The following is a 24862-nucleotide window of genomic DNA, read 5'->3' as shown; positions in this document are numbered from 1 at the left end:
GATTTGGCTCGGAATCTTTCTGTTCGGGGTCCAAAAAACTACGACTTTCTGGATGGGGTGGAAGAGGCTAAGCGTCGGTCATGCCGAAGTTGAACTCCGTTGTCGACGCGTCCGGTGACGCTTTCACCCGCAACGCGGCCCATAACCGCGCCTTGGCCGAGGAATTGCGGGCTAAAGTCGCGGAAGCCGCCTTGGGTGGTCCCGAAAGCTCGCGTGAGCGCCACGCCTCGCGCGGCAAGTTGCTGCCGCGCCAGCGCGTCGAGCGCCTGCTGGACCCGGGCTCGCCTTTCCTGGAGATCGGCCAGCTGGCCGCCTGCGACCTCTATGGCGGCGAAGCGCCCGGCGCGGGCGTCATCTGCGGGGTCGGCCGTGTCTCGGGCCGCGAGGTGATGATCGTCGCCAACGACGCCACGGTGAAGGGCGGGGCCTACTTCCCGATGACGGTGAAGAAGCACCTCCGCGCCCAGGAGATCGCCGCCCAGAACCGCCTGCCGTGCGTCTATCTGGTCGACAGCGGCGGCGCGAACCTGCCGCACCAGGCCGAGGTCTTCCCCGACCGCGACCACTTCGGCCGCATCTTCTTCAACCAGGCGCGGATGAGCGCCGCGGGCATCCCGCAGATCGCCTGCGTCATGGGCTCGTGCACCGCCGGCGGCGCCTATGTCCCGGCGATGAGCGACGAGACGGTGATCGTGCGCAACCAGGGCACCATCTTCCTGGCCGGCCCGCCGCTGGTGAAGGCCGCCACGGGCGAGGTCATCAGCGCCGAAGAGCTGGGCGGGGCCGACACCCACGGCCGCCGCTCGGGCGTCGTCGACCACGTGGCCGAGAACGATGAGCACGCCTTGGAGATCGTCCGCGGGATCGTCGCCAACCTCAACACGACCAAGCCCGACCAACTGGTCATCACCGAGGCCGAGCCGCCGCTGTACGATCCCGAGGAGATCTACGGTATCGTCCCGACCGACGTCCGGGCGCCCTATGACGTCCGCGAGGTGATCGCCCGCATCGTCGACGGCAGCCAGTTCGACGAATTCAAGGCGTTATACGGCACGACCCTGGTCTGCGGTTTCGCCCGCATCTGTGGCCAGCCGGTGGCGATCCTGGCCAACAACGGCGTGCTGTTCAGCGAGAGCGCCGTGAAGGGCGCGCACTTCATCGAGCTGGCCTGCAAGCGCAAGATCCCGCTGGTGTTCCTGCAGAACATCTCGGGCTTCATGGTCGGCGGCAAGTACGAGGCCGGCGGCATCGCCAAGGACGGCGCCAAGCTGGTCACGGCTGTCGCCTCGGCCGAGGTGCCCAAGTTCACCGTCCTGATCGGCGGCAGCTTCGGCGCCGGCAACTACGGCATGTGCGGCCGGGCCTACAGCCCGCGCTTCCTGTTCACCTGGCCCAACAGCCGTATCTCGGTGATGGGCGGCGAGCAGGCCGCCAGCGTGCTGGCCACCGTCCACCGCGACGCCGCCAGGTGGACGCCGGAGGAGGCGGAAGCCTTCAAGGCCCCCATCCGCCAGCGCTATGAGGATGAGGGCAATCCGTATCACGCCACGGCCCGGCTCTGGGACGACGGCATCATTGATCCGGCGCAAACTCGTGACGTGCTGGGCCTCGCAATCTCGGCCAGTCTCAATGCGCCTATCCCGGAGACGACCTTCGGCGTCTTCCGGATGTAGCGTTTAAAAAGGAACGAGCTCCATGACCAACCCGATCGCCGATCCCATCGTCGAGGTGAACGACACCGAGACCATGACCCCGCTCGTCCATATTGAAAGCACCCTCGCGGGGGCGGTGACGGTCTGGATCAACCGGCCCGAAAGGAAAAACGCCTTCGACGCCGAGACCATTTCTGGCCTGCGCCAGGCCTTCGAGACCCTGCACGGCGCCGAGGGCGTGCGGATCGTCTTCCTGCGCGGCGTCAGCGGCATGTTCAGCGCCGGCGCCGACCTCGACTGGATGGCCGGGTCCATCGAACAGGACGAGGATGACAATCGCGCCGACGCCCTGGAACTGGCCCATATGCTCAAGGCGCTGCACGACATTCCGGCCCTGACCGTGGCCCTGGTCGAAGGTCCGGCCTTTGGCGGCGGCGCCGGTCTGGTGGCCGCCTGCGACCATGCCCTGGCCCTGGTCGACGCCCAGTTCTCGTTCTCCGAGGTCAAGCTGGGCCTGACGCCGGCGACCATCAGCCCGTACGTGATCCAGGCTCTGGGGCCGCGCACGACCAAGCTGCTGTTCGCCACCGGTCGCGTGTTCGACGCCGACGACGCCTGGGGTTTTGGCCTGGTCGACGAGGTGTACGAGGACGTGGCCAGCCTGGAAGCCGCCCGCGACGCCCTGATCGAGGAGATGGCCCCCTGCGCTCCCGGCGCGATCGGCGACGCAAAGGCCCTGGTCAACGACTTCGCTGGCCAGAAAATCGACAAGGGGCTGATCGAAGAGAGCGCCAAGCGCATCGCCCGCCGTCGCGTTTCGGAGGAAGGCCAAGAAGGGGTGCGCGCCTTCCTCGCCCGTCGTAAACCCTCCTGGGCTGAATAAGACTCAACTTCAGCGACGTTTTGGGGGGGCGTAGGGCGTGATCACGGGAGCTGAACTGGAAGCGGCGGCGGCCGACTCGGCGGGCGGCTATGTCCGGCCGAAGAGAAAGCCGTTCGACCACAAGGGCGAGCCTTGCAAGAATTGCGGCACGCCCCTGGAAGGCTGGTACTGCCACTCGTGCGGCCAGAACGCCGACACCCATCATCGGTCGATCCTGCACCTGATCTGGGAGGCCATCGAGGGGATGTTCCACCTCGATGGTCGTCTGGCCAACACCCTGCCGTTGATGTTCTTCAAGCCGGGCAAGCTGGCCAAGGACTACATGGAAGGCCGGATCGTGCGGCACGTGCCGCCGTTCCGCACCTTCCTGGTCGCTCTGCTGCTGTTCATCTTCGCCGCCGAGCACGCCATTCACGGCATCCGTCACGAGATGGAGCTGAAGGAAGAGCGCGAGGCCGCCCAGCTGGCCACGCCGGCGGGCCGCAAGGCCAAGGCCGACGAGATCCGCAAGGAGGCGACGTCCGAACGCGCCGATCGCCTGAAAGGCGCCGCCGAGGAGCGCGACGCCGCCCTCAAGGAAGAGGGCGCCGACAAGGCCAGGATCGCCACGACCTACGCCGAACGGATCAAGCGGTACGAGGCGCGCTACGCCGACAAGATGGCGCAGGCCCTGGCGCTGGAGAACAACCCGAACGCCGCCGCCGAAGCCTTGGCCGAGAGCAAGCGGAAGATGTCCAGCGCCGCCCAGCAGGTCCGCGACCTCAAGCTGGACGAGGCCGAGGTTCTGCCGAACGGCCAGCAGAAGCTGACCGGGACCACGATCGACGGCGTGCAGGTCAACGTCACCGTTCCCGGCGACGTGAAGGGCCACAAGAACTTCGCCAAGGACGCCTCCAAGGGCTGGCTGAAGGAGAACCTGGCCAAGGCCATCGAGAATCCGGACTACTACCTGCTGGTCCTGTTCGGCTGGGCCCACCGCCTGGCGGTGCTGCTGCTGCCGATCACCGGCCTGTCCCTGGCGCTGGTCTATCTGAACAAGCGCCAGTACTTCATCTACGACCACCTGCTGGTGGCCACGAACCTGCTGTCGTTCTCGTTCCTGATCTACGCCCTGTGCATGGTTCTGCCGATGTCGGCTTGGCCGACCGCCTTCGCGATCGCCGGCCTGTGGGGCCCGATCAACCTCTTCCAGACGATGCGGGGCGGCTATGGCTCCAGCATCTTCGGCGCCCTGCTGAAGACATGGATCGTCTGGACCATCGGCGTCACGTCCTTCGGCCTTCTGCTGCTGAGCCTGATGGTCTTCACCCTTTCCCAGATGTAGGTCTCCGCCTTGATCTCCTCCGTCCTGATCGCCAACCGAGGCGAGATCGCCCGTCGCATCATCCGCACCGCTCGTGAGCTGGGCGTGCGGACGATCGCCGTCTATTCCGAAGCGGACGCCCATGCGCCCTTCGTGATGGAGGCCGACGCCGCGATCCTGATCGGCCCGGCGCCAGCCAAGGAGAGCTATCTGGATCCGCGGAAGATCCTGGCCGCGGCCCGTCAGATGGGGGCCGAGGCCATCCACCCCGGCTACGGCTTTCTCTCCGAGAACGCCGAGTTCGCGCAGAGCGTGATCGAGGCGGGCCTGGTCTGGATCGGTCCGCCGCCCTCGGCGATCCGGGCCATGGGCCTGAAGGACGCCGCCAAGAAAGTGATGATCGAGGCCGGCGTGCCGACCACGCCGGGCTATATGGGCGAGGACCAGTCAGTCGAACGGCTCACGGCCGAAGCCGGCAAGATCGGCTATCCCGTGCTGATCAAGGCCGTGGCCGGCGGCGGCGGCAAGGGCATGCGCAAGGTCGACAAGGCGGACGACTTCGAGGCCGCCCTCGGCTCGTGCCGCCGCGAGGCCGCCGCCAGCTTCGGCGACGACCGGGTGCTGCTGGAGAAATACGTCACCCGGCCGCGTCACATCGAGGTGCAGGTGTTCGGCGACCAGCACGGCAACGTCGTCCACCTGTTCGAGCGCGACTGCTCGCTGCAGCGTCGCCACCAGAAGGTCATCGAGGAGGCTCCGGCCCCGGGCATGGACGAGGCCACGCGAGAGGCCGTCTGCGCCGCCGCGGTCAAGGCCGCCCAGGCGGTGGGCTATGTCGGGGCCGGCACGGTCGAGTTCATCGCCGACGCCAGCGAAGGCCTGCGGGCCGACCGCATCTGGTTCATGGAGATGAACACCCGTCTGCAGGTCGAGCATCCGGTCACCGAGATGGTCACCGGCCAGGACCTGGTCGAGTGGCAGCTCTTGGTCGCCTCGGGCGAGCCGCTGCCGCTGGACCAGGACGAGATCACGCTGGACGGCTGGGCCATGGAGGCCCGCCTCTACGCCGAGAACCCGGCCACCGGCTTCCTGCCCTCGACCGGCAAGCTGAAGCACTTCCGCCTGCCCGAAGGCGACGTCCGCGTCGACAGCGCGGTGGAGGAGGGCGGCGAGGTGACGCCCTTCTACGATCCGATGATCGCCAAGCTGATCGCCCATGGCGCCGACCGCGAGGACGCCGCCCAGCGCCTGGCCGAGGCCTGCGCCCTGGTCGAGGTCTGGCCGGTCAAGACCAACGCCGCCTTCCTGGCCAAGTGCGCCAGTCACCCGGACTTCGTCGACGGCGCCGTCGACACCGGCTTCATCGAGGCCCGCCTGGACGAACTGGTCGAGCGGTCGTTCAGCGACGAGCCGGCCATGGCCGCGATCGGCTGGCGGCTGGACAGCTTCCTGGAGGCCGAGGCCCGCCGCGACCCGTGGGAAAGCGCGCCGTCCAAGCTGCTGGGCTTCCGCATGAACGCCCCCCGCGCCCCGATGCATCTGCCGATGTCGGCCGACGGCAAGGCCATGCCGTTGCGGGTGGCCCTGATCGGCGGCGGCTCCGAGGACTGGTCCTGGGACATCCGCCACGCCGACGGCGCGACCTTCGACGAGGTCGCCCGCCTGCCGACCACCTATGGCAAGGGGCCGATCCAGGTGTTCGAGGGCGGCGACGTCCAGACCTTCGATTTCGAGGCCAAGGTCGGCGGGGCGGGCGAGGGGGCGGCCTCCGACGGGAAGATCCTGTCGCCGATGCCGGGCAAGATCGTCTCGGTCGCCGTCCAGGCCGGCCAGACGGTGAGCAAGGGCCAGACCCTGCTGACCCTGGAAGCCATGAAGATGGAGCACGCTTTGGCCGCGCCGTTTGACGGCGTGGTCGCCGAGCTCGCGGTCGTCGCCGGCGGCCAGGTCAGCGAGGGCGTGGTGCTGGCGCGGCTTGAGGCGGCGGTCGGCTGAGGCGGACGCGCCTCCGCCTCCTCACGCGGCCAGCCGCTGAAGTTCGAGGAAAGGGACGCGGAGCGCCGGGCGACGCCCGGGGTGTGAGTAGAGAAATACCGTTTCGACGAAGCCCAGCGCTCCGCGCGGTCGTTATCCGGAAGCGTGGCGCCCCGACGCTGTTCGCGCCTGTTCGCCCTTGAAGCCTCCGACGGGCGGGCCAGGCCGCGAAGCCTGGTCCCGGATGTCCGGGTTTCCCCGAACCTGTCGCCTCGTCGGCCCGACATCCCCCGTCGTTTCTGTGTTCCAGGGCCGACCGCCGCCAGAGGGATGTAGTTGCGGAGCTTCCCCCGCGCCGACGAGCACGCCCGCTCGATCGCTCCCCGCCGCCGCAACGGTCGCTGGCCATGCGCCCTTTCCTCGCGACGAGGTGCAAGCATTATGGCGCCGGGCTGAACGCCGATCGTTCAGGGGCGTGTAAAATCGACAAGTGTCTGATTTCGCTGGATCCGAGATCGCGAATGCCGGGGATGGAGCGCCCTGAATGCTCTTCCGGACGCCGCTCGGCGGGGGCGGCTTCCGGGTGTGGAGCTGATTTCGGCCCCCGACCCGTTGGCGGACGATATATCCGTCTGCGCCTTGATGCGCGGCGTCGCCGTCTGGCGCCATGCATGCGGCGCCCGAGACGGGGCGCCCGCAGCCGCCTTACAGGCTTGCCACCCAAGGTGTCGCCATGACGCTTCCGCAGTCTGAGCATCCCAACTAGACCTAGGCGTAGAGCAAACGTGGGGCTGGGGTGTTCATGAGCGGGGTCTACGCGCCAAGAGGCGCTGACGGGCGGTTCCCCAACCTCGACGTTCTACGGGGGATCGCCGTATGCGCGATCCTGCCGGTCAATATTGTCGTCATGGGCACGGTCGATGACCGCGAAGGCCTGCTGTATCCCTCCCGCTGGAACTTGGACCGCATCCTTTGGTGTGTGGAGCAGCTCCTCTTCGAGGGGCCGGCTCGTGGCCTGTTCACGTTACTCTTCGGCGCGGGAATGGCGCTCATGCTCAAGAGCGCCGAAGGCGATCAGCCTCAGATCTGGGTGATTGACGCCTGGGCGCGGCGCTGCGTCGTGCTTCTTGGGATGGGCGTGACACAGTTCGCCGTCTTCATGTGGCCGGGGGAGATCCTCTGGACATATGGGATTGCGGGACTTTTCCTGCTCGCCTTTCGGCCGTGCCGGCCACGCACGCTATGCGTCGCTGCGGCGGTATTGCTTCTGGGTCTTTCCGGGCTACGAGCCTACGACACCAACAAGACGGTCCAGGTGTATGCAAGCGCTCCGGCTGCCGCGGCCGCGAAGGCCGAGGGGCGACCGCTTTCAGAAGCGCAAGAGGCCGCGCTCAAGGCCGTTCAATCTGCTCATGAAGCGCTCTACCCCAACCCCTCCAATACCGCCGAACAGATTGAGCAACGCACGCATCTGAGGAGTTTGATCGCCTGGAGCGCCAATGGCTGGGTTTGGCGGCACTTATCGACGTGGAGTTGGCCGGGCGTCGTCGAGTGCCTGAGCTTCATGCTCATCGGGATTGCGCTCTATCGCACCGGACTGCTCACCGGAGCGGCGGCCACCAAGACCTATATGCTTGTCGCGGTGATTGGCTACGGCTTTGGCCTATCCGTGCGCGTGGCAAATCTGGCTTGGATGGCGCGAACAGGGTTTGAGCTCGACCCCAACCGGCTGGCGCCCGCCATATCGGTCCTGCGGTCATTTCTATACGAGCCTGCGCGGCTTGGCGTGACCATGGGACACCTCGCCATCATCACATTGCTGTTCAAGTCCGGGGCCTTGGGTGGCGCGAAGGTGTTGCGGGCGCTGGGGCGAACGTCCCTTACGACCTATACCCTTCAGTCGCTGCTCACCTCCCTGCTGTTCTACGGTTACGGGCTTGTTGGCGCTATGAGCTTCACGAGACTGATGGCGACCTCGGTCGCCATCTGGGTTGTCTCTGGCGCCGTCGCCCTGCTTTGGCTTCAGAGGTTTTCCATGGGGCCAGCCGAATGGCTGATCCGCGCGCTCTCCTATGGCCGATCGAAGATAAAGGCCTCGTGACGCCTCCACCTTGCGGAGGCGTCGTCATCGACGTCACGGCTCCCGGGCTGAAACGCCGGATCGGACAGCGAGGACCCCGCTCGACTGGAGAAACCTTAGCCCTGCCCGAGCCTCCGCCCCTGACCACGCTCGCTGACACGTCCGCTCCCCATCCGAACCGAACTGGGGAAGGGCCGCTCGTGGCCACGCCGCCGAATGTCCGAATGTTGGCGCGATGCTCCCGGCGATGAACGACCCGTTGCGGACAATAGCCGCCGGCCGGTTAGCGGGCTTTCCTTTTGGTCGACACGGATGATCGTCGATGGCGCCCGGCTTGCGCCTTAGATCACCAGCGCCCCCTCATAGTTTTCAGCGTCGTCCGTCCGAGCGCCGTTTCCCAGGTGTTCACGGACCTTCCCGGAGTTTCCCGCAGGCCTGGTGAGCGGAGTCCTCAAACTCTGGACGGGCGGAGAGCAGATCGCGCGAGCCCATGAGCCCGCGCACGATTGGCCCTCAGATCACCTCAAATCCGGCGCGCCGTAACTGGACCAGCATGCTTTCCGGGCCCACGAGGTGATAGAGGCCAACAACGACCAGCGTCGGCTTCGGCGCGTTGAGCATCGTCTCGAAGCGCGGAACCCAGGCGCGGTTCCGTTCGACCGTGAGCTTGGCGTAAAGCTCCGGATAATCGCGACGTTCGTGATCGACAAAATCCGCCGCCGCCGTCTGTCGGCCCGCGAGCCATTCTGTCGATATGCGTTCGGACCCTTCGCGGCCCAGCAACGCGCCATCGACGGCGTAGCAAAGGAACTGCGCCTCCTGTTTCGGGGTCATGCCGGCGAACCAGGCAAAGACGTCGTCCTTCACCTCGAACTCGCTCGAGACTGGAACCCCGATTTCGGTGGCCCGTGCGCTGAGAACGGCGTTGGCCGACTTCCCGGTCAGACCCGCGGCTCGGTAACCAGCGTCCTCGATCGTCGCGCCGATCAGCCACGGCCGCGCGCCGGCCAGATCGTTCATGGATACGGCGGTCAGAGCCATTGCGGTCTTCAAGCGGGCCAACTGCTCCGGCGACAGCAGCTCCAGAGGCGAAGGCGACGTCGACATGCCAAACTGCTTGATGAGCTCTCCACCGGGACGCCGGTAGATCTGGTTCGTCTCGGTCCACAGACGGCCGCAACGCTCCAGCAACGTCACGATCTCAGGTGCGCGCCAGTCAACGGGGCGGGGCAGGGTTTCGCCCAGAACATAGATGCGCTTGCCGCCCTTCTCGACAGTCCAGAGCGGCGCCTTGGGGGCCGCAAGCACCGATCTTGGAGCTAGAGCAACGCAAGCCGCGGGGAGCCCATAGCCGAGGAACTGGCGGCGCGTGCGCTGGATGTCCGGCAACTGGGCATCGACACTTGTCGGGAAGGCAAGCTTGGCCAACGGCGCGCTCGGTTCCTTCATGCCGTCAGTACTCCCGTTCCAGTCTAAGACTGGCTTTCGCATGCGTCGGTCTTCTCATCACCTTAAGTTTAGTTCATGTCGAAGACGACCGAACGTCGCCTCCTGCCGCCACGCCAATGGCGGCTCCCTGGCGCCGGGCGATCGCTCGGAAAGGCCAGCCTGAAGGTCCGTAGTCCACCCCGAACATCCCCCGTCCGGTCCGCTTTTCGGAATCGGCTCAAGGTCCGGTTCCCGGCGTGGCCCCGTCTCCACGCCCGACCCCCCTGGCAGCCACTCATTCCTGCTATCTGGGGCGGGGCGAGGCCGGGGGCCACCTCTCGCGACCTTCAAGGCTCCAGCTCCCAAACGAAGACCGCCGCTGCGGACGGCCTCCCACAAGGCGTCCGAAACGGCGGCATGGAGCCCTCCGGGCTCGGATCACGCCCCCACATGAACGCGATACGTAAGGGATAACGCTGTCATCTCGACCGTCGATCGGTTTCGCCCGCCAAGCGAGAATGGGGCGCGCACAGCTCGGTTGCCTTGCCCCGTTGAAGCGCTATCTAGCGCCCATGGCGTTGCACATCATCAAGCTGGTCGTCGGCTGCGAGACGATTGACGATCTCCTGGCCTGGCACAGGGACGAGAGCCAGCCCTGGATCATGCATACCCGCATGACGCCCAAGCGGATCGACGAGGTGCTGGACGGCGGCTCGCTGTATCGGGTGTTCAAGGGGCAGATCCTGTGCCGCCAAAGGATCCTGGCCATCGATACGGTCGGGGAGGGCGCGGCCTCGCGCTGCGAGGTCACGGTCGATCCGCCGATCATCCGCGTGGCGCCCCAGCCGCGTCGGGCCTTCCAGGGCTGGCGCTATCTGAAGCCAGAGGACGCGCCGCCCGACATGAGCGAAAGCGAGGCCGCCGACCTGCCGCCCGATCTCGCCCGTCAACTGCGCGAACTCGGCGCCTGGTGACCTTCGCCGAAGAGAACTTTTGAGAGTGTTATTAGCGAAGCGGCAACCAGGCCGGGTGTCATCTTGTCGCACGGATCGCGGAGGGATGACGATGAAGGCCAGTTTTGCCGCCTTGGGCGTTGGTATGCTGTTCGTGGGCCTGATCGTGGGTCTGCTGATCGCCCTCAAGCCGGTCTAGGCCTGACTGCTCAGCGCACGGCCATGTTGTCGATCAGCCGCGTCCTGCCCAGCCACGCGGCGACCAGGATGCGGCCGTCGGCCTGACCGATCGGGCCGGGGCCCAGGCGCGACAGATCGCTGGCTTCGCGCACTTCCACATAGTCGACCTGGCCAAAGCCGGCCGCCTTCAGGGCGGCCGTCGCGGCTTGCTCGGCCTCGTCGATCCGACCGCCCGCGGCGACCGCGGCGGCCGCGGCCTTGATCGCCGTCGGCAGGGCCACGGCGGCGGCGCGCTCTTCGGCCGACAGATAGGCGTTGCGCGAGGAGAGGGCGAGGCCGTCCTCGGCCCGCGCCGTCGGGCGCCAATGATCTCGATGGGGATGTCCAGGTCGCGGGTCATCCGCTTGACCACCTGAAGCTGCTGATAGTCCTTCTCGCCGAACACCGCGACGTCGGCCTGGCTCTGGATGAACAGCTTGGCCACCACGGTGGCGACGCCGCCGAAGAATTGCGGGCGCGCCGCGCCTTCGAGGGGTTCGGAGACGCCCGAGACGGTGATCGCCGTGGCGAAGCCGGGGGCGTACATCTCCGCGCCGTTGGGCGCGAACATCAGGTCGCAGCCGACCGAGGCCAGCTTCTCGGCGTCCATCGCTTCGCCGCGCGGATAGGCGTCGAAGTCCTCGTGCGGGGCGAACTGCTTGGGATTGACGAAGACGGTGGCGATCACCCGGTCGGCGTTCCGCTGGGCCAGGCGGATCAGGGTCAGGTGGCCCTCGTGCAGGGCCCCCATGGTCGGGACCAGGGCCACGCGCTGGCCGGCGGCCTTCCACGCGCGGACATGCTCGCGCATTTCGGCGACGGTGCGGACGATCTGGGTCATGGCGGGCTCCACGCGGACAGGCCGCGCTTATGGCCTCGTGGCTTCCGCAGGTCCACCGTCCGTTGCGCCAGCCCGCGCCGGGGGTGCGACAATTATGCTTGTGGATTGAGCCGGTTGACCCGCTAGGGCGTCGGTAACATCGTGTTAACCTTCAGTCCAAGGTCGCGCGAGTCGCGACGCATCGAGGATCGAGCCATGGCCGAAACGCGCGTCATCGTCGTCGGCAACGAAAAGGGTGGTGCGGGCAAGTCCACCATCGCCGTCCACCTTGTCACCGCGCTGCTGTACGGCGGCGCCAAGGTCGCCGTACTGGACCTGGACCTTCGCCAGCGCACCTCGGGCCGGTTCTTCGAGAACCGCCGGGCCTGGGCCGCCAACAAGAAGCTCGATCTGCCCATGCCGTTGGCGCTGGATCTCAGCGACAACGACATCGCCCTGGCCGAAAAGGGCGAGGCGGAGCAGGTCGCCGGCTTCGAGGCCGCCTTCGCCAAGGCGGCCGAGGCGTGCGACTTCATCCTGATCGACACCCCCGGCGGCGACAGCGCCATCACGCGCCTGGCCCACGGCCGCGCGGACCTGGTGGTGACGCCGATGAACGACAGCTTCGTCGATTTCGACATGCTGGGCACGGTCGACCCGGTGACCTTGGATCTGATCAAGCCCAGCCTCTATTCGCTGACCGTCTGGGAAGGTCGCAAGCAGCGGGCCCTGTCGGGCCAGCGCCAGGCCATGGACTGGGTGGTGCTGCGCAACCGCCTGGCCACCACCGAGGCCCGCAACCGCAAGCGCCTGGAGGACCGCCTCACGGCGCTCGCCAAGCGCGTCGGCTTCCGCATCGGCCCCGGCCTGCGCGACCGCGTGATCTATCGCGAGCTGTTCCCGTTCGGCCTGACCATCGCCGACCTGTCGCCGCAAGTGCGGCCGGTGCCGGTGTCGCTGCAGCACTTGGCCGCCCGCCAGGAGTTGCGCGCCCTGATGCACAGCCTGGGACTGTCGGCCCATTCCGGCGAGACCCTGCTGGCGGCGCAGTAGGCCAGGGTCTACATAGTTGACGAGCGGGCGGGAGAGCGCGTTGGGCGAAAGTGTGCGCGGTTTCGCCCGGCGAACGCGCTCCCATGCTTGGTTCTAAAGCCTGCTCAGGCAGGCTTTAGGGGTAACCTGCCGCCCGTTTTCGTATCTGGAGTTCCGATGCTGTACCTGCTGCTGGGCGCGGCCATCCTCGTCTTCCTGCTGTGGCCAAAGGGACGCGCGTTCCTGAATGGCGACGGCTGGCGGGTCGGCGCGGGCGCGGCCTCGATCGCCGCCTTCGCCGGGGCGGCCTACGCGTCGATCCGCGGGTCCTGGGGCACGGGGATCGTGCTGGGCGTCATCGGGCTGTGGAGCGTCACCGAGGCCCGCCGCCGGCCGGTCGTCCGCCGCGAGATCGTCCACCCGCCCAAGGCCGAGCTCAGCCTGTCCGAAGCCCGGGCCATCCTTGGCGTCGGCCCCGAGGCGACCCTGGACGAGGTCAAGGCCGCCTATATGCGTCTCATCCAGATGGCTCACCCCGACAAGGGCGGCACAGAGGGGCTCGCCGCCCAGCTCAACGCCGCGCGGGATCGTTTGATCAGACGGCGAAGCTAGGCTACGACTTTCCCCATGATCAATCGCGAACGCTTCTGGCGCCGTCGCCCACTCTTCTACTGCAAGAAGGGCGGCCAGACCTGCTCGGTATGACGCTCTGACCTTCATTCAGAGCAGGCCGCCGCGCGCGGCTAAAAAGCGTCATTTCAGTTTCGGACCTTGATCCTCCCATGACTATCCAAACCTCCCCTTCGGCCATCGATTGGGCCGGGCGTTTCAGCGCGCGCATGGACCGCGTCCACGCCAGCGAGATCCGCGAGCTTCTCAAGCTGCTGGACCAGCCCGACATCCTGTCGTTCGCCGGCGGTATCCCCGATCCCAGCCTGTTCCCCGCCGAGCGGATCCAGGCCGAGTACGAAGCCGTGCTGGCCGACCCGGTCCTGTCCAGCCAGGCGCTGCAGTACTCCGTCAGCGAGGGCTATCTGCCGCTGCGCGAGTGGATCGCCGAACGCATGACGCGCGACGGCATGCCCTGCGCGCCGCATAACATCATGCTGACCGCTGGCTCGCAGCAGGCGCTGGACCTGATCGGCAAGCTGTTCATCAGTCCGGGCGACACTGTGGTGGTGGCGCGGCCGACCTATCTGGGCGCGCTGCAGGCCTTCAACGGCTACCAGCCGACCTATCGCGACCTGCCGGAGGCGGCGTTGCGAGGCGAGGAGACCGACCTGCCGCGCGGCGCGCTGGGCTATTTCGTCCCCGACTTCGCCAACCCGACCGGCGTCAGCCTGACCCTGGCCGAGCGCGAGGCCCTGCTGGATCTGGCCCGGTCGCTGGACATGACCCTGATCGAGGACGCGGCCTATCGCGAACTGCGCTTCGCCGGCGAGCCGACCCCGACGCTCCTGTCGCTCGATATCGCCCGCTCTGGCGGGATCGACAATGCGCGCACCCTGTTCCTGGGCACCCTGTCCAAGACCCTGTCGCCGGCTCTGCGCATCGGTTGGGTCTGCGGGCCCAAGCCGGTCATCGAGAAGCTGGTTCTGCTGAAGCAGGGCGCGGACCTGCATGTCTCGACGATCAACCAGATGGTCGCCCATCGCGCGGTCTCGGAAGGCTATGACCAGCACCTGCACCGTCTGCGCGGCGCCTATGGCGCCAAGGGGCGCGTGATGCTGGCCGCCCTGGAGCGGACCATGCCCAAGGGGGTGACCTGGTCGCATCCGGAAGGCGGCATGTTCGTGTGGATCAACCTGCCGGAAGGGATCGACGGCGCGGCCCTGCTGGCGCGGGCCATCGCGGAGGAGCGCGTGGCCTTCGTGCCCGGCGCGCCGTTCTTCGCCGAGGTGAAGACCGCCAACGCCATCCGCCTCAGCTATTCGCTGCCGACCGACGCCCAGATCGAGGAAGGCGTGGGACGGCTGGCGCGACTGATCTCAAGAGTGATGGCCGAGGCCTAGAAAGGAAAACCCCGGAGGTCGCCCTCCGGGGTTTGTTGTTCATCGGTGGGGGTCTGCTCAGCGCGGCGACAGCACCATGCAGGGCATCCGCTTGGCCTTCAGGGCCGAGCAGACCTCGCGGGCGGCGTCCGAGGTCAGGCCCTGGAACTGGGCGCGGAACGCGCCGCCGGCCGCGCCCTCGACGGCGCCCTCGGCGTCGGCGACCATCTTGGCGAAGCGGCCGCGGACCAGCTTCAGCTGGTCGTTGGCCAGCGACTTGGACTTGAAGGCGCCGACCTGCACGCTCCATTCGCCCTTCGGCTTCTTGGCGGCTTTCGGCTTGGCGGCCTCCTGGGCGCCGCGCAGGGTGGGGGGAGACCTTCACCGGGCCCGGGTTGCGCGGGTTCTCGGTCAGGACGATCCGCAGCCCGGCCTGGTCGCCGTCACCCTGTTCGGTCGACGGACGCTCGATCGGGCCCGAGGGCTCTTCCTCATAGATGTTGGCGGCGATGCTGGTGCGTTCGCCGCGCGACCGGCGCTTCATGACGTCGAAGCCGGTCAGCAGCAGGTCTTCCATGTTGTTGTCGCGCCAGGCGGTCGAGGGGCCGCCCAGGACCACGGCGATCAGGCGGCGGCCGTCGCGCACGGCCGAGCCGGCGAGGTTGAAGCCCGAGGCGTTGGTGTAGCCGGTCTTCAGGCCGTCGAAGCCGTCCATGCTGTCCAGCAGGCGGTTGTGGCCCTTGATGTAGTTGCCCCGGAAGTAGAAGCCCTTCACCGAGAAGTAGCTGTAGTACTGCGGGAAGTCGCGCATGGTGGCGCGGGACAGGATGGCCAGGTCGCGAGCGGTCGAGATCTGACGGCTGTCGGGCAGGCCCGACGCGTTGACGAAGCGGCTGTTGCGCATGCCCAGTTCCTGACCGCGCAGGGTCATCAGGGCGGCGAATCGCGACTCGCTGCCGGCGAGTCGTTCGGCCATGGCCACGGCGACGTCGTTGGCCGACTTGACGGTCATGGCCTTGATGGCCTCGTCGACCGAGAGGCTGTCGCCCGGCGAAAGGCCGATCTTGGTCGGAGCCTGGGCGGCTGCGCGGGGCGACATGACGACCCGGTCCGTCAGCTTCAGGCGGCCTTCGCTCAGCGCCTCGAAGGTCAGGTACAGGGTCATCACCTTGGTGACCGAGGCGGGGTAGCGAGGGCTGTCGGCCCTTTTGTCGTAAAGGACTTCGCCCGAATTCGCGTCGATCACGATCGCCGCGTACTTCGGCTCCTGAGCGTTCAGCTGCAGATAGGGTATGGCCGCCGAGGCCGGGGTCGGGGCGACCGCGCCGAACAGGCACGAGAGCGCCAGGCCGGCGACGGCGAACAGGGAACGGGCGGCGGTAAGCTTGGCGAACATGAAGCGACGTCCGTCATTTGAACTGGGAGGCGGTTTCGCACCGCCACACGCGTGACCAGTAGCATGACGGAAGCCGCCTTTCGCTAAAGTAAACAACTGGTGAGCGATCTTGCCGCATGCGCGAAAATATCAGGCGCGCGGCGCCGATGCTGCAGCTTGGTCGTCCATGACGCTACGTCATGGTGCGCTGCACAAAATCATTGACTGCTGCACTGCAACATGAGAGAACCGCGGTGTTCCAAGCGCAGATGGGCGAGTTGCAGCTCGTTCATTCGCCCCGCCCGATCTTCTCGCCTCAGTTCCCTCCCCAGGAGAATTCCCATGGCCGCCGCCGAAACCGTCAAGAACACCGTCGAACAATTCAGCACCGCCTCGAACCAAGCGTTCAAGGACGGCGTCGAGAAGTCGCTGGCCGCCCTGGCCGAAGCCAACACTCACTCGAAGAAGAACCTGGAAGCCGTCGTCGCCTCGGTGACCGCCGCCACCAAGGGCGCCGAAGCCCTGGGCGCCCAGACCTTCGCCTACGGCAAGAAGGCCGCCGAGGACCAGGTCGCCGCCGCCAAGTCGCTGGCCGCCGCCAAGAGCGTGCAGGAAGCCGTCGAGCTGCAGACCGCTTGGGCCAAGTCGGCTCTGGAAGCCTACATCGCCCAGGTCAGCAAGGCCTCGGAGATCGTCTCGGCCTCGATCAAGGACTCGGTCAAGCCGCTGAACGAGCGCATGACCGCCGCCGTCGAGAAGTTCCAAGCCGCTCGCTAAGAGCAGCTTTCAGAACGCTGGCGAAAGCACCGCGTTGAAGGGCTCGGACCGGAAGGTCCGGGCCCTTTTTCCTTTTGCGCGCTCACACGGCGCGTTAAGCATGCCCCAACAGTTCATTGGAGCGCGTGCATGTCGAAGGTCGAGGAACGCCTGAAGGCGATTGGGATCGAGCTGCCTCAGCCCGTGGCGCCGGTGGCCAACTACGTGACCTTCGTCCGGACCGGAAACCTCGTCCACATCTCCGGCCAGATCTCGCTGGACGCCGACGGCGGCGTGAAGGGCACGGTCGGGTCGACGTCGACCTGGAGACCGCCCAGAAGGCGGCTCGCATCTGCGGGATCAACCTGCTGGCCCAGATGAAGGCCGCCTGCGATGGCGATCTGGACCGCGTTGTCCGCGTCGTCAAGCTGGGCGGCTTCGTCCAGGCCGGTCCGGACTTCATCGACATCCCCAAGGTCATCAACGGCTGCTCGGACCTGATGGTCGAGGCGCTGGGCGACGCGGGCCGCCACGCCCGCTCGGCGGTGGGCGTCTATCGTCTGCCCCTCGGCTTCGCGGTCGAGGTCGACGCGGTGGTGGAGATCGCCTGATGCGCTCGCGCGAACGTCCGTCGACCGATGTCTTCGGCGAGGCCTGGGAGCGCCTTTTCGATCCGCCGGTGGCCCATCGCGGCCTGTGGACCCCAGACGGGGCGCCGGAGAACTCCCTGGCCGCCTTCCAGGCCGCCTGCGCGGGCGGCTACGGCATCGAGCTGGACGTCCAGCTGACCGCCGATGGCGAGGCCGTGGTCTTCCACGACGAGCGCCTGGAACGCATGACCGGCCACGAAGGCCGTCTGCGCGACCATACCGCGGCCGAGCTCGGCGCCATGGCCTTGAACGGCACGGATGAGACCATCCCGACCCTGGCCGATACGCTGACCATGATCGGCCACCGCGCCATGGTGTTCATCGAGCTGAAGACGCCCTTCGGCGAGGTCGGGCCGCTGGAGAAGCGGGTCACCGACGTGCTGGTCGACCACAACGGCCCGACCGCCGTGATCGGCTTCAATCCGTACTCCCACGCCTGGTTCGCCGACCACCACCCGCAGATTCTGCGCGGCCTGGACAGCTATGGCTGGAACGACGACAGCGCCCGCAAGCTGGCCCCGGAAATGCGCAAGTCGCTGGCGGCCCTGGAGCAGGTGGAGCTGGCGCGGCCCGATTTCCTGGCCCTGGGCCTGGACATGTTGCCCAGCCCGCGCGCCGACCTATATCGCGCCAAGGGCATGCCGATCGTCGCCTGGACGGTCCGCTCGCCCGACCAGTGGGAAGGCGTGCGCGACCATTGCGACAACCTGATCTTCGAGGGCTTCACGGCGTGAGTTCGGGCCCGGTGGGCGTCCAGTCGGCGGTTCGCGTCCATCGCGAGATCGCCGAGATCGGCAAGGACGCCTGGGACGCCTGCGCGAACCCCACCGGTGATCCGTTCATCAGCTACGACTTCCTGTCGATCCTGGAGGAAAGCGGCTGCGTCGGCGCGCGCGCCGGCTGGGCGCCGCAACACCTCTCGGTTCTGGACGAGAACGACGTCGTCGCTGGTGTCATGCCGCTCTATCTGAAGTCCCACAGTCAGGGCGAATATGTTTTCGACCACGCCTGGGCCGACGCGTACGAGCGGGCAGGCGGCCGGTACTACCCAAAGCTCCAGTGCTCTTCGCCGTTCTCGCCGGTCACCGGCTCGCGGCTGATCGTGCGGCCAGGGGTCGATGTCGATGAAGGGCGCTCGGCCCTGCTGGGCGGAGCCCTGACCCTGTGCGAGCGGATGGGCGCCTCGTCGCTGCACGTGACCTTCCCGGTGGAGGACGAGTGGGCCTGGATGGGCGAGCGCGGCATGCTGTTGCGTCAGGACCAGCAGTACCATTGGGAAAACCGGGGCTACGCGACCTTCGACGACTTCCTGGCGGCCCTGTCGGCCAATCGCCGCAAGACCATCCGCCGCGAACGCCGCGACGCCCAGGATGGCTTGGAGATCGTGGCCCTGACCGGCGACGACCTGACCGAGGATCACTGGGACGCCTTCTATGGCTTCTACATGGACACGGGATCGAGGAAGTGGGGAAGGCCGTATCTCAACCGCCGCTTCTTCTCGATGCTGCACGCGCGGATGGCCGATAAGGTGCTGCTGATCCTGGCCCGGCGGCCGGGCGGACCGTGGATCGCGGGGGCGCTGAATCTGCTGGGCCGCGACTGTCTCTACGGCCGCCACTGGGGCTGCACCGAGGACGTGCCGTTCCTGCATTTCGAGCTCTGCTACTATCAGGCCATCGAACACGCGATCCGGCTGGGCCTGCCGCACGTCGAGGCCGGGGCGCAGGGCCAGCACAAGATCGCCCGCGGGTATCTGCCCAGCGCGGTCTATTCGGCCCACTGGATCGCCGACCCGGCGTTGCGCGAGCCGGTGGCGCGCTACCTCGAGCGCGAGCGCGAGGCGGTCGAGAGCGACATCGCCATGCTGACGGAAGAGTATTCGCCGTTCAGGGAAGAGCGATAGCGCGCCGCGCGGCCCGCCATCCCGGACAGCCTCCGCGAGGCTTCCGGAATGACGAGAGCTGTTGGGATGCGGCCTAACTCAGCCGCACTTCACCGACCTTGTCCTTGTAGTCCGTCTTCGGGTCGACCCCGAGCAGCATCTTCACGCCCGCGAACAGGCTGTGTTCGTTCAGCCAGATCTGGGCGTCGCCCGGTTCGAAGCGCAGCAGGCGCAGCTTCGGATCGTCCTTGCCCTCGTACCAGGCCGCGACGAAGGGGTTCCACAGGCGCTCGATGGTGGTGCGGTCGTTGTCGATCCGCAATGACCCGTCGACGGTGGCGAAGACCTCGTGTCCCTTGGAGGCGAAGTGCAGCAGCGCGTCGCGTGTCTGGCCCTCGACAGCCTGGACGAGATCGACGTCGACCGCGCTGAAGATCCAGATCGGGCCCGAATGGTCGCCTTCGATGATCGCGGTCATCGGCTGGGCGCGACCGCCTTCGACGTCGGGCAGGCCCAGCATCACGGTGCGGTCGGACTTCAGCGCCTTCCAGAATTTTTCGGCCAGATCAGCGTCGTTGGACATTGTGGTCTCCTTGTTCGCGAAGACCAACGGCGAGGTCGAGACGCCGTTCCCAGGGTGAAGGTTCAGGACCGCTCCCAGGCGGCCTTCAGCAGCGCTTTGACCGCGTCATCGACCTCGGCGGGCGAGGCCAGTGGAAGCTTGGCCTTCAGACGTTCGGACCAGCCTTCGTTCCTGGGCTCAAGAAGGCCTGGGGCGGCGTCGGGCGCCACGGCCAGGCCCAGCATCGCCGCGCCGCCCTTCACCGGCTTCAGGGCCGCGAACTGCGCCTTGCGCGACCAGGCCGTGAAGCCCTTGCGCTGGCCCATGACCAGGTCCGGAAAATCGGCGACGGCGGTCTCGACCGCCTCCAGGATCGCCGTCGAGGCCGGATCGGTCCACAGCGCCGCGCGCAGGCCGTCGGCGTCGTCCCAGCCCATTTCGGACGGAAAGGCGACCGAGAAGATGGCGGCCGCGCGGTTCTGGCCGACGCCATAGGTCGCCTTCAGCCAGTCGGCGCGGGCGCGCGGCCTGATCTCCTGGCACTCGCGACGGACGATCTCGACCCATTCGTCCAGGGTCTTGCCGGTCTCGCGCTCCAGGTTGGCCTTGACCGAGGCGAACCACTTCCGTTGCTGCTCCGTCAGGCCCTTTGGCTGGGTGTCCATGGTTGCGCGCGTCCCCCGGTTTGCTACGACCAGTCATCCAACAGGAGACGGTCATGAGCCTCGACGGACGCTACGACGCCGACAACATCTTCGCCAAGATCATCCGCGGCGAGATCCCCAGCGTGAAGCTGTTCGAGGACGACAAGGTCCTGGCCTTCATGGATGTCTTCCCGCAGTCGCGCGGCCACGCCCTGGTGATCTCCAAGATCAGCCAGGCGCGCAATCTCCTTGAGGTCGAACCCGAGGTGCTCAGCGACCTCGCCGCGGCCACCCAGAAGCTTACGCGCGCCGTGGTCGCGGCCCTGAAGCCCGACGGCGTGGTGGTCACCCAGTTCAACGGCGCCCCGGCCGGCCAGACGATCTTCCACCTGCATTTCCACGTCATCCCGCGCTACGAGGGCGAGGCCCTGGGCCGACACGGCGAAGGCGGCATGGCCGATGTCGAGGAGCTGAAAGCCCTGGCGGCGGAGATTTCGGCGGCGCTCTAAACGCGACACAGCTTTCAAGGTGACACGTTAGGTCGGGTAGGCGCAAACGGGCTGAGACCTCTAGGTGTTTAGTCCCGGGTTTCGATGGAACGCATTTAGCCTGAGACCTTGGGCTGGAAGTCTTCGATCCCGTCGACCTGGACGCCAACCGCGCCGAGCATCTGCTGCCCGCGTCGGCGAACTCTACCTGCGCGTCTAGGGTTTCGCGGCCGACAGGCTCCAGTCGGGGCCGCGCTGCTGGGCGACGCAGCGGGTGTCCAGCGGCTTGGTCGGATCGTTGATGAAGGCCACGGTCATGCGGCCCGCGCAGGCGTTGAACGAGGCCCCGTGGGCGCGGCCCGACATCAGGATGAACTGGGCGTTGGGCAGGTCGGCCAGCAAGCTCCTGCCCCATGCCGGCGGGGTGCTGGCGTCGAGGTCGCCAGCGAAGATCAACACCGGGACGTCGCTTTTCACCCTGGTGTTTTCGATCGCCGGGGCGGGGGCGACTTTCCAGGCTTGGCAGACCTCGGGCGCGACGGTGCGCGCGTCGACGCCGCCCAGACCGTGGCGGGACGAGACCTGGTCGGCGACGCGGGCTGGATCCTCGAACGGCATTTCCTCTGCGCACCAGACCGACAGGCGCAGACCCCAGGCGAAGCCTGACGAGGTCTTGGCGCGCGCGACCAGCGGTGTGAGTTCAGCGGTGTGACCCGCGGCGGCCGCGGCGATGATCCGAGGCAGCAGAGGCGCGGTCTTCGGGTCGCCCAGCGCGCCAGCCAGGGCGTCGACCACTTGAGCGCCGCGCACGGCTTGGCCATCGATCATCAGCGGCTTGCGATCGGCGCCGGTGACCAGTGCGTTGAAGCGGGCCGAAAGATCCGGATAGGCGCGCGAACAGGCCGGATCGGTCGCGCAGCCGTCCAGCACCATGTTGAAGGCTCGGCGAAGGTTGGCGGTGGCGGCCTCGTCGTAGTTGACATGCGGCGGCAGGGGCGAGTCCAGCACGACGGCCCGAACGCTGCTTGGATGGCGGCGCAGGACGGTCAGGGCCAAGCGGCCGCCATACGACAGGCTGTAGAGGTTCAGCTTGTCATAGCCGAGGGCGACGCGGGCGGCCTCGATGTCGTCGGCGGTCTCGGCGCTGGTATAGCCATCCAGATCGACGCCGGCGGCGACCAGCCGGGCGCGGCAGGTCGTCGCCGCCTGGGGTAAGCAGCGCTGGCTTGGAAGGGGCGCCTCGCGGGTCGCCGCCACCTCCGGGCACTCCAGCGCCGGCTGGGCGGCGTGGCCGCCGCGTGGCTCCAGCAGGATGTGGTCGCGGGTTTCCAGGAACGGATTGCCCTTGCCCGAGCGGGCATTGGTCATGCTGGTGACGCCAGGACCGCCGGGCATGAACAGGACGGGATCCTTGGCGGGCGTGGTCGAACGGCTGCGCTGGATCACGACCGGGAGGCGGATCGAGCGACTGCCAGGCTTGGCGCGGTTTTCGGGGACGACCAGCATGCCGCAGTCGATCTTCTCGCCAGGCGCCGTCTCGACGGGGCAGGGACCCGGTTCGAAGCGACCCAGCGATGGAGAGGAGGTCTGGGCCTGGGCCGTCGCAGGCAAGACGAGAAAGGCCCCGAACGCGGCCGCCAGCACGATCTTCATACGACTTGTCCCCTCACGCCGACGCACTGTCGCGGAGCGGGGGATGAGGGGCAAGTTACGGTAGAGTCAGGTTCGATTGCAGGATCAGCCCCGCCGAGGCTGTAAGGAAGGTCAGTCTTGGCTCGCTAAACGAAAAAAGGGCCCGGATCGCTCCGGGCCCTTCGCTAGGTCTTTCGACTTAAGCCTATTCGACCAGAGCCGGCTCGGCTTCGTCGGTCTTGCTGGCCTTCGGGTCGGGCGCGCCTTCGATTTCGAAGGCGATCTTGCCGTTCTCGAGGACCACCCTGACGTGGCCGCCGCGGACAAGGCGTCCGAACAGGATGTCGTCGGCCAGGGGCTTCTTGATGTGCTCCTGGATGACGCGACCCAGCGGCCGGGCGCCGTAGAGCTCGTCGAAGCCGTTCTTGGCCAGCCAGTCGGCCGCGTCGTCGCTCAGCGAGATCGTCACGTTCCGGTCGGCCAGCTGGGCCTCCATCTGCATGACGAACTTCTGCACGACCTGACGGATGATCTCCGGCGTCAGCGGCTTGAAGGCCACGACCGCGTCGAGGCGGTTGCGGAATTCCGGCGTGAACAGGCGCTTGAGGGCGGCCTCTTCCTCGCCGACCACCTTGTCGCGACCAAAGCCGATGGACTGGCGTTGGGCGTCCGAGGCGCCCGCATTGGTGGTCATGATCAGGACCACGTTGCGGAAATCGACCTTCTTGCCGTTGGAGTCGGTCAGAACCCCGTGGTCCATGACCTGCAGCAGGATGTTGTAGACGTCCTGGTGAGCCTTCTCGATTTCGTCGAGCAGCACGACCGCGTGCGGGTGCTGATCGACGGCGTCGGTCAGCTGGCCGCCCTGGTCATAGCCGACATAGCCGGGAGGGGCGCCGATCAGGCGGCTCACGGTATGGCGTTCCATGTACTCGGACATGTCGAAGCGGATCATCTCGATGCCCAGGGTCTGGGCCAGCTGCTTGGCGGCTTCGGTCTTGCCGACGCCGGTGGGGCCGCTGAACAGGAACGAGCCGATCGGCTTGTCCGCGTCGCGAAGACCAGCGCGCGCCAGCTTCATGGCCGAGGACAGCTGCAGGATCGCGTCGTCCTGACCGAACACGGCGCGCTTCAGGTCCGTTTCCAGCTCCTTCAGCGCCTCGGTGTCCGACTTGCTGACCGACTTGGGCGGGATACGGGCGATCTTGGCCACGACGGCTTCGATCTCCTTGACGCCCAGGACCTTCTTGCGGCGGCCTTCCGGCAACAGCATCTGGCCAGCGCCCGCCTCGTCGATCACGTCGATCGCCTTGTCGGGCAGCTTGCGGTCGGTGATGTACTTGGCCGACAGCTCGACGGCCACCTTGATGGCGTCGTTCGTGTACTTCAGCTTGTGGAAGTCCTCGTAGTAGCTCTTCAGCCCCTTGAGGATCTTGACGGTGTCGTCCACCGACGGCTCGTTCACGTCGATCTTCTGGAAGCGACGGACCAGGGCCCGATCCTTCTCGAAGTGCTGGCGGAACTCCTTGTAGGTGGTCGAGCCCATGCAGCGCAGGCTGCCCGAGGCCAGGGCCGGCTTCAGCAGGTTGGAGGCGTCCATCGCCCCGCCGCTGGTCGCGCCGGCGCCGATCACGGTGTGGATCTCGTCGATGAACAGCACCGCGTTCGGGTGGTTCTCCAGTTCCTTGACCACCTGCTTGACGCGTTCCTCGAAGTCGCCGCGATAGCGGGTGCCGGCCAGCAGCGCGCCCATGTCGAGCGAGTAGATGGTGGCGCCGGCCAGGACTTCGGGGACCTGGTTGGTGATGATCTTCCGGGCCGAGACCTTCGGCGATGGCGGTCTTGCCGACGCCGGGATCTCCGACCAGCAGCGGGTTGTTCTTGGTGCGACGGCACAGGATCTGGATCGCGCGTTCCACTTCGTTCGCGCGGCCGATCAGCGGGTCGACCTTGCCCTGGCGGGCCTTTTCGTTGAGGTCGACGCAATAGGCTTCCAGGGCCTCGCCGCCCGTCTTGGCGTTCGGCTTCTCACCGTCGTCCTCGGTCGCGTTCGAGCCGGCGTTGGCGCCCTTGACGTTCTTGGGCTCCGAGGCGCCGGCCTTCTTGGCGATGCCATGGGCGATGAAGTTGACCGCGTCGTACCGCGTCATGTCCTGCTCCTGCAGGAAGTAGGCGGCGTGGCTTTCGCGTTCGGAGAAGATGGCGACCAGGACGTTCGGCGCCCGTCACTTCTTCGCGGCCCGACGACTGGACGTGGATCACCGCGCGCTGGATCACGCGCTGGAAGCCGGCGGTCGGCTTGGCGTCCTCGTCGTCGTCGACGACCAGCGAGGCCAGTTCGACGTCGAGATAGTTCGAGAGGCTCTTCTTCAGCGCGGTGAGATCGACATCGCACGCACGCATGACTCCGGCGGCGTCCTCGTCGTCGGTCAGGGAGAGCAGAAGATGCTCCAGCGTCGCGTACTCGTGCTTACGCTGGTTGGCGTAGGCGACGGCGCGATGCAGGGACTCTTCCAGGGGGCGCGAAAAAGAGGGCAA

Annotated in this window: 18 protein-coding genes and 4 pseudogenes; 14 read left to right on the top strand and 8 right to left on the bottom strand. The window is 67.1% G+C overall.

What is annotated here, in order from left to right:
• The first annotated feature begins 80 nt into the window (after window positions 1–80).
• The 5 genes from ACHMW8_RS25690 (at window position 81) to ACHMW8_RS25670 (ending at window position 7913) form a co-directional block, all read left to right on the top strand.
• A complete protein-coding gene (locus tag ACHMW8_RS25690) occupies window positions 81–1673 on the top strand; it encodes a carboxyl transferase domain-containing protein (RefSeq protein ID WP_395444208.1) in 1593 nt (530 codons plus the stop codon).
• A gap of 22 nt (window positions 1674–1695) precedes the next feature.
• Complete coding sequence (locus tag ACHMW8_RS25685; protein ID WP_395444207.1) at window positions 1696–2535, top strand: enoyl-CoA hydratase-related protein; 840 nt, start codon at window positions 1696–1698, stop codon at window positions 2533–2535.
• Window positions 2536–2572: 37 nt separating this feature from the next.
• Window positions 2573–3859 carry a DUF3667 domain-containing protein gene (locus ACHMW8_RS25680; RefSeq protein WP_395444206.1) on the top strand — a complete coding sequence of 429 codons (1287 nt, stop codon included), beginning with the start codon at window positions 2573–2575 and terminating at the stop codon, window positions 3857–3859.
• Window positions 3860–3868: 9 nt separating this feature from the next.
• Window positions 3869–5833 carry an acetyl/propionyl/methylcrotonyl-CoA carboxylase subunit alpha gene (locus tag ACHMW8_RS25675; protein WP_395444205.1) on the top strand — a complete coding sequence of 655 codons (1965 nt, stop codon included), beginning with the start codon at window positions 3869–3871 and terminating at the stop codon, window positions 5831–5833.
• Between the two features lie 781 nt (window positions 5834–6614).
• A complete protein-coding gene (locus tag ACHMW8_RS25670; RefSeq protein ID WP_395444204.1) occupies window positions 6615–7913 on the top strand; it encodes a DUF418 domain-containing protein in 1299 nt (432 codons plus the stop codon).
• 492 nt (window positions 7914–8405) lie between these two features.
• Here ACHMW8_RS25670 and ACHMW8_RS25665 read toward each other — a convergent pair whose 3' ends face one another.
• Window positions 8406–9341 (bottom strand): TraB/GumN family protein, encoded by a 936-nt coding sequence (locus ACHMW8_RS25665; protein WP_395444203.1) that lies wholly within the window; start codon window positions 9339–9341, stop codon window positions 8406–8408.
• Window positions 9342–9892: 551 nt separating this feature from the next.
• On the opposite strand from ACHMW8_RS25665, the gene ACHMW8_RS25660 reads away from it, so the two are divergent.
• Entirely contained in the window at window positions 9893–10294 is a 402-nt protein-coding gene (locus ACHMW8_RS25660) for a DUF1489 family protein (RefSeq protein ID WP_395444202.1), read from the top strand.
• Between the two features lie 188 nt (window positions 10295–10482).
• Here the strand turns inward: ACHMW8_RS25660 and panC are convergent.
• Window positions 10483–11333: pseudogene (gene panC, locus ACHMW8_RS25655) on the bottom strand (pantoate--beta-alanine ligase).
• A gap of 195 nt (window positions 11334–11528) precedes the next feature.
• Between panC and ACHMW8_RS25650 the strand changes: the two are divergent.
• From ACHMW8_RS25650 to ACHMW8_RS25640, 3 genes are all read left to right on the top strand, one after another.
• Window positions 11529–12365: a division plane positioning ATPase MipZ gene (locus ACHMW8_RS25650; protein ID WP_125159356.1), complete on the top strand. Its 837-nt coding sequence runs from the start codon at window positions 11529–11531 to the stop codon at window positions 12363–12365.
• A gap of 156 nt (window positions 12366–12521) precedes the next feature.
• Window positions 12522–12956, top strand: a complete 435-nt coding sequence (locus ACHMW8_RS25645) for a J domain-containing protein (protein WP_395444201.1) — start codon at window positions 12522–12524, stop codon at window positions 12954–12956.
• Between the two features lie 170 nt (window positions 12957–13126).
• Complete coding sequence (locus ACHMW8_RS25640; RefSeq protein ID WP_395444200.1) at window positions 13127–14356, top strand: PLP-dependent aminotransferase family protein; 1230 nt, start codon at window positions 13127–13129, stop codon at window positions 14354–14356.
• 57 nt (window positions 14357–14413) lie between these two features.
• Here ACHMW8_RS25640 and ACHMW8_RS25635 read toward each other — a convergent pair whose 3' ends face one another.
• Together ACHMW8_RS25635 and ACHMW8_RS25630 are read right to left on the bottom strand one after the other, a co-directional pair.
• Window positions 14414–14638: an SPOR domain-containing protein gene (locus ACHMW8_RS25635; protein ID WP_395446057.1), complete on the bottom strand. Its 225-nt coding sequence runs from the start codon at window positions 14636–14638 to the stop codon at window positions 14414–14416.
• Window positions 14639–14996: 358 nt separating this feature from the next.
• Window positions 14997–15731: pseudogene (locus ACHMW8_RS25630) on the bottom strand (D-alanyl-D-alanine carboxypeptidase family protein); the annotation flags it as partial.
• Between the two features lie 321 nt (window positions 15732–16052).
• On the opposite strand from ACHMW8_RS25630, the gene ACHMW8_RS25625 reads away from it, so the two are divergent.
• The 4 genes and pseudogenes from ACHMW8_RS25625 to ACHMW8_RS25610 all read left to right on the top strand — a co-directional run bounded on the left by ACHMW8_RS25625 (window position 16053) and on the right by ACHMW8_RS25610 (window position 19019).
• A complete protein-coding gene (locus ACHMW8_RS25625) occupies window positions 16053–16487 on the top strand; it encodes a phasin family protein (RefSeq protein WP_125159352.1) in 435 nt (144 codons plus the stop codon).
• Window positions 16488–16616: 129 nt separating this feature from the next.
• Window positions 16617–17077: pseudogene (locus tag ACHMW8_RS25620) on the top strand (RidA family protein).
• Window positions 17077–17850: a glycerophosphodiester phosphodiesterase gene (locus ACHMW8_RS25615; RefSeq protein WP_125159350.1), complete on the top strand. Its 774-nt coding sequence runs from the start codon at window positions 17077–17079 to the stop codon at window positions 17848–17850. The pseudogene ACHMW8_RS25620 and the gene ACHMW8_RS25615 overlap by 1 nt, the downstream one beginning before the upstream one ends.
• A complete protein-coding gene (locus ACHMW8_RS25610) occupies window positions 17847–19019 on the top strand; it encodes a GNAT family N-acetyltransferase (protein ID WP_395444199.1) in 1173 nt (390 codons plus the stop codon). Before ACHMW8_RS25615 ends, ACHMW8_RS25610 begins: the two co-directional genes overlap by 4 nt.
• Before the next feature lie 73 nt (window positions 19020–19092).
• On the opposite strand, the gene ACHMW8_RS25605 is transcribed toward ACHMW8_RS25610, so the two are convergent.
• Window positions 19093–19581 (bottom strand): pyridoxamine 5'-phosphate oxidase family protein, encoded by a 489-nt coding sequence (locus tag ACHMW8_RS25605; RefSeq protein ID WP_125159348.1) that lies wholly within the window; start codon window positions 19579–19581, stop codon window positions 19093–19095.
• 62 nt (window positions 19582–19643) lie between these two features.
• Window positions 19644–20225, bottom strand: a complete 582-nt coding sequence (locus ACHMW8_RS25600; RefSeq protein ID WP_395444198.1) for a DUF4287 domain-containing protein — start codon at window positions 20223–20225, stop codon at window positions 19644–19646.
• 53 nt (window positions 20226–20278) lie between these two features.
• Between ACHMW8_RS25600 and ACHMW8_RS25595 the strand changes: the two genes are divergently transcribed.
• Entirely contained in the window at window positions 20279–20713 is a 435-nt protein-coding gene (locus ACHMW8_RS25595) for an HIT family protein (RefSeq protein WP_395444197.1), read from the top strand.
• Window positions 20714–20908: 195 nt separating this feature from the next.
• Here ACHMW8_RS25595 and ACHMW8_RS25590 read toward each other — a convergent pair whose 3' ends face one another.
• Both ACHMW8_RS25590 and clpA read right to left on the bottom strand, forming a co-directional pair.
• Complete coding sequence (locus tag ACHMW8_RS25590) at window positions 20909–22345, bottom strand: alpha/beta fold hydrolase (RefSeq protein WP_395444196.1); 1437 nt, start codon at window positions 22343–22345, stop codon at window positions 20909–20911.
• 184 nt (window positions 22346–22529) lie between these two features.
• Window positions 22530–24862: pseudogene (gene clpA, locus ACHMW8_RS25585) on the bottom strand (ATP-dependent Clp protease ATP-binding subunit ClpA).

The sequence above is a fragment of the Caulobacter sp. UC70_42 genome (assembly GCF_044056025.1).
In the GTDB taxonomy this organism is placed as follows: domain Bacteria; phylum Pseudomonadota; class Alphaproteobacteria; order Caulobacterales; family Caulobacteraceae; genus Caulobacter.
Note: the sequence above shows the minus strand (reverse complement) of the source record. Positions and strands in the feature narration are given on the sequence as shown.

Coding starts and splice junctions, on each gene's coding strand:
- ACHMW8_RS25690 (WP_395444208.1), top strand. CDS start 81: ATGCCGAAGTTGAACTCCGTTGTCGACGCGTCCGGTGACGCTTTCACC.
- ACHMW8_RS25685 (WP_395444207.1), top strand. CDS start 1,696: ATGACCAACCCGATCGCCGATCCCATCGTCGAGGTGAACGACACCGAG.
- ACHMW8_RS25670 (WP_395444204.1), top strand. CDS start 6,615: ATGAGCGGGGTCTACGCGCCAAGAGGCGCTGACGGGCGGTTCCCCAAC.
- ACHMW8_RS25665 (WP_395444203.1), bottom strand. CDS start 9,341: ATGAAGGAACCGAGCGCGCCGTTGGCCAAGCTTGCCTTCCCGACAAGT.
- ACHMW8_RS25660 (WP_395444202.1), top strand. CDS start 9,893: ATGGCGTTGCACATCATCAAGCTGGTCGTCGGCTGCGAGACGATTGAC.
- ACHMW8_RS25650 (WP_125159356.1), top strand. CDS start 11,529: ATGGCCGAAACGCGCGTCATCGTCGTCGGCAACGAAAAGGGTGGTGCG.
- ACHMW8_RS25645 (WP_395444201.1), top strand. CDS start 12,522: ATGCTGTACCTGCTGCTGGGCGCGGCCATCCTCGTCTTCCTGCTGTGG.
- ACHMW8_RS25640 (WP_395444200.1), top strand. CDS start 13,127: ATGACTATCCAAACCTCCCCTTCGGCCATCGATTGGGCCGGGCGTTTC.
- ACHMW8_RS25625 (WP_125159352.1), top strand. CDS start 16,053: ATGGCCGCCGCCGAAACCGTCAAGAACACCGTCGAACAATTCAGCACC.
- ACHMW8_RS25615 (WP_125159350.1), top strand. CDS start 17,077: ATGCGCTCGCGCGAACGTCCGTCGACCGATGTCTTCGGCGAGGCCTGG.
- ACHMW8_RS25605 (WP_125159348.1), bottom strand. CDS start 19,581: ATGTCCAACGACGCTGATCTGGCCGAAAAATTCTGGAAGGCGCTGAAG.
- ACHMW8_RS25600 (WP_395444198.1), bottom strand. CDS start 20,225: ATGGACACCCAGCCAAAGGGCCTGACGGAGCAGCAACGGAAGTGGTTC.
- ACHMW8_RS25595 (WP_395444197.1), top strand. CDS start 20,279: ATGAGCCTCGACGGACGCTACGACGCCGACAACATCTTCGCCAAGATC.
- ACHMW8_RS25590 (WP_395444196.1), bottom strand. CDS start 22,345: ATGAAGATCGTGCTGGCGGCCGCGTTCGGGGCCTTTCTCGTCTTGCCT.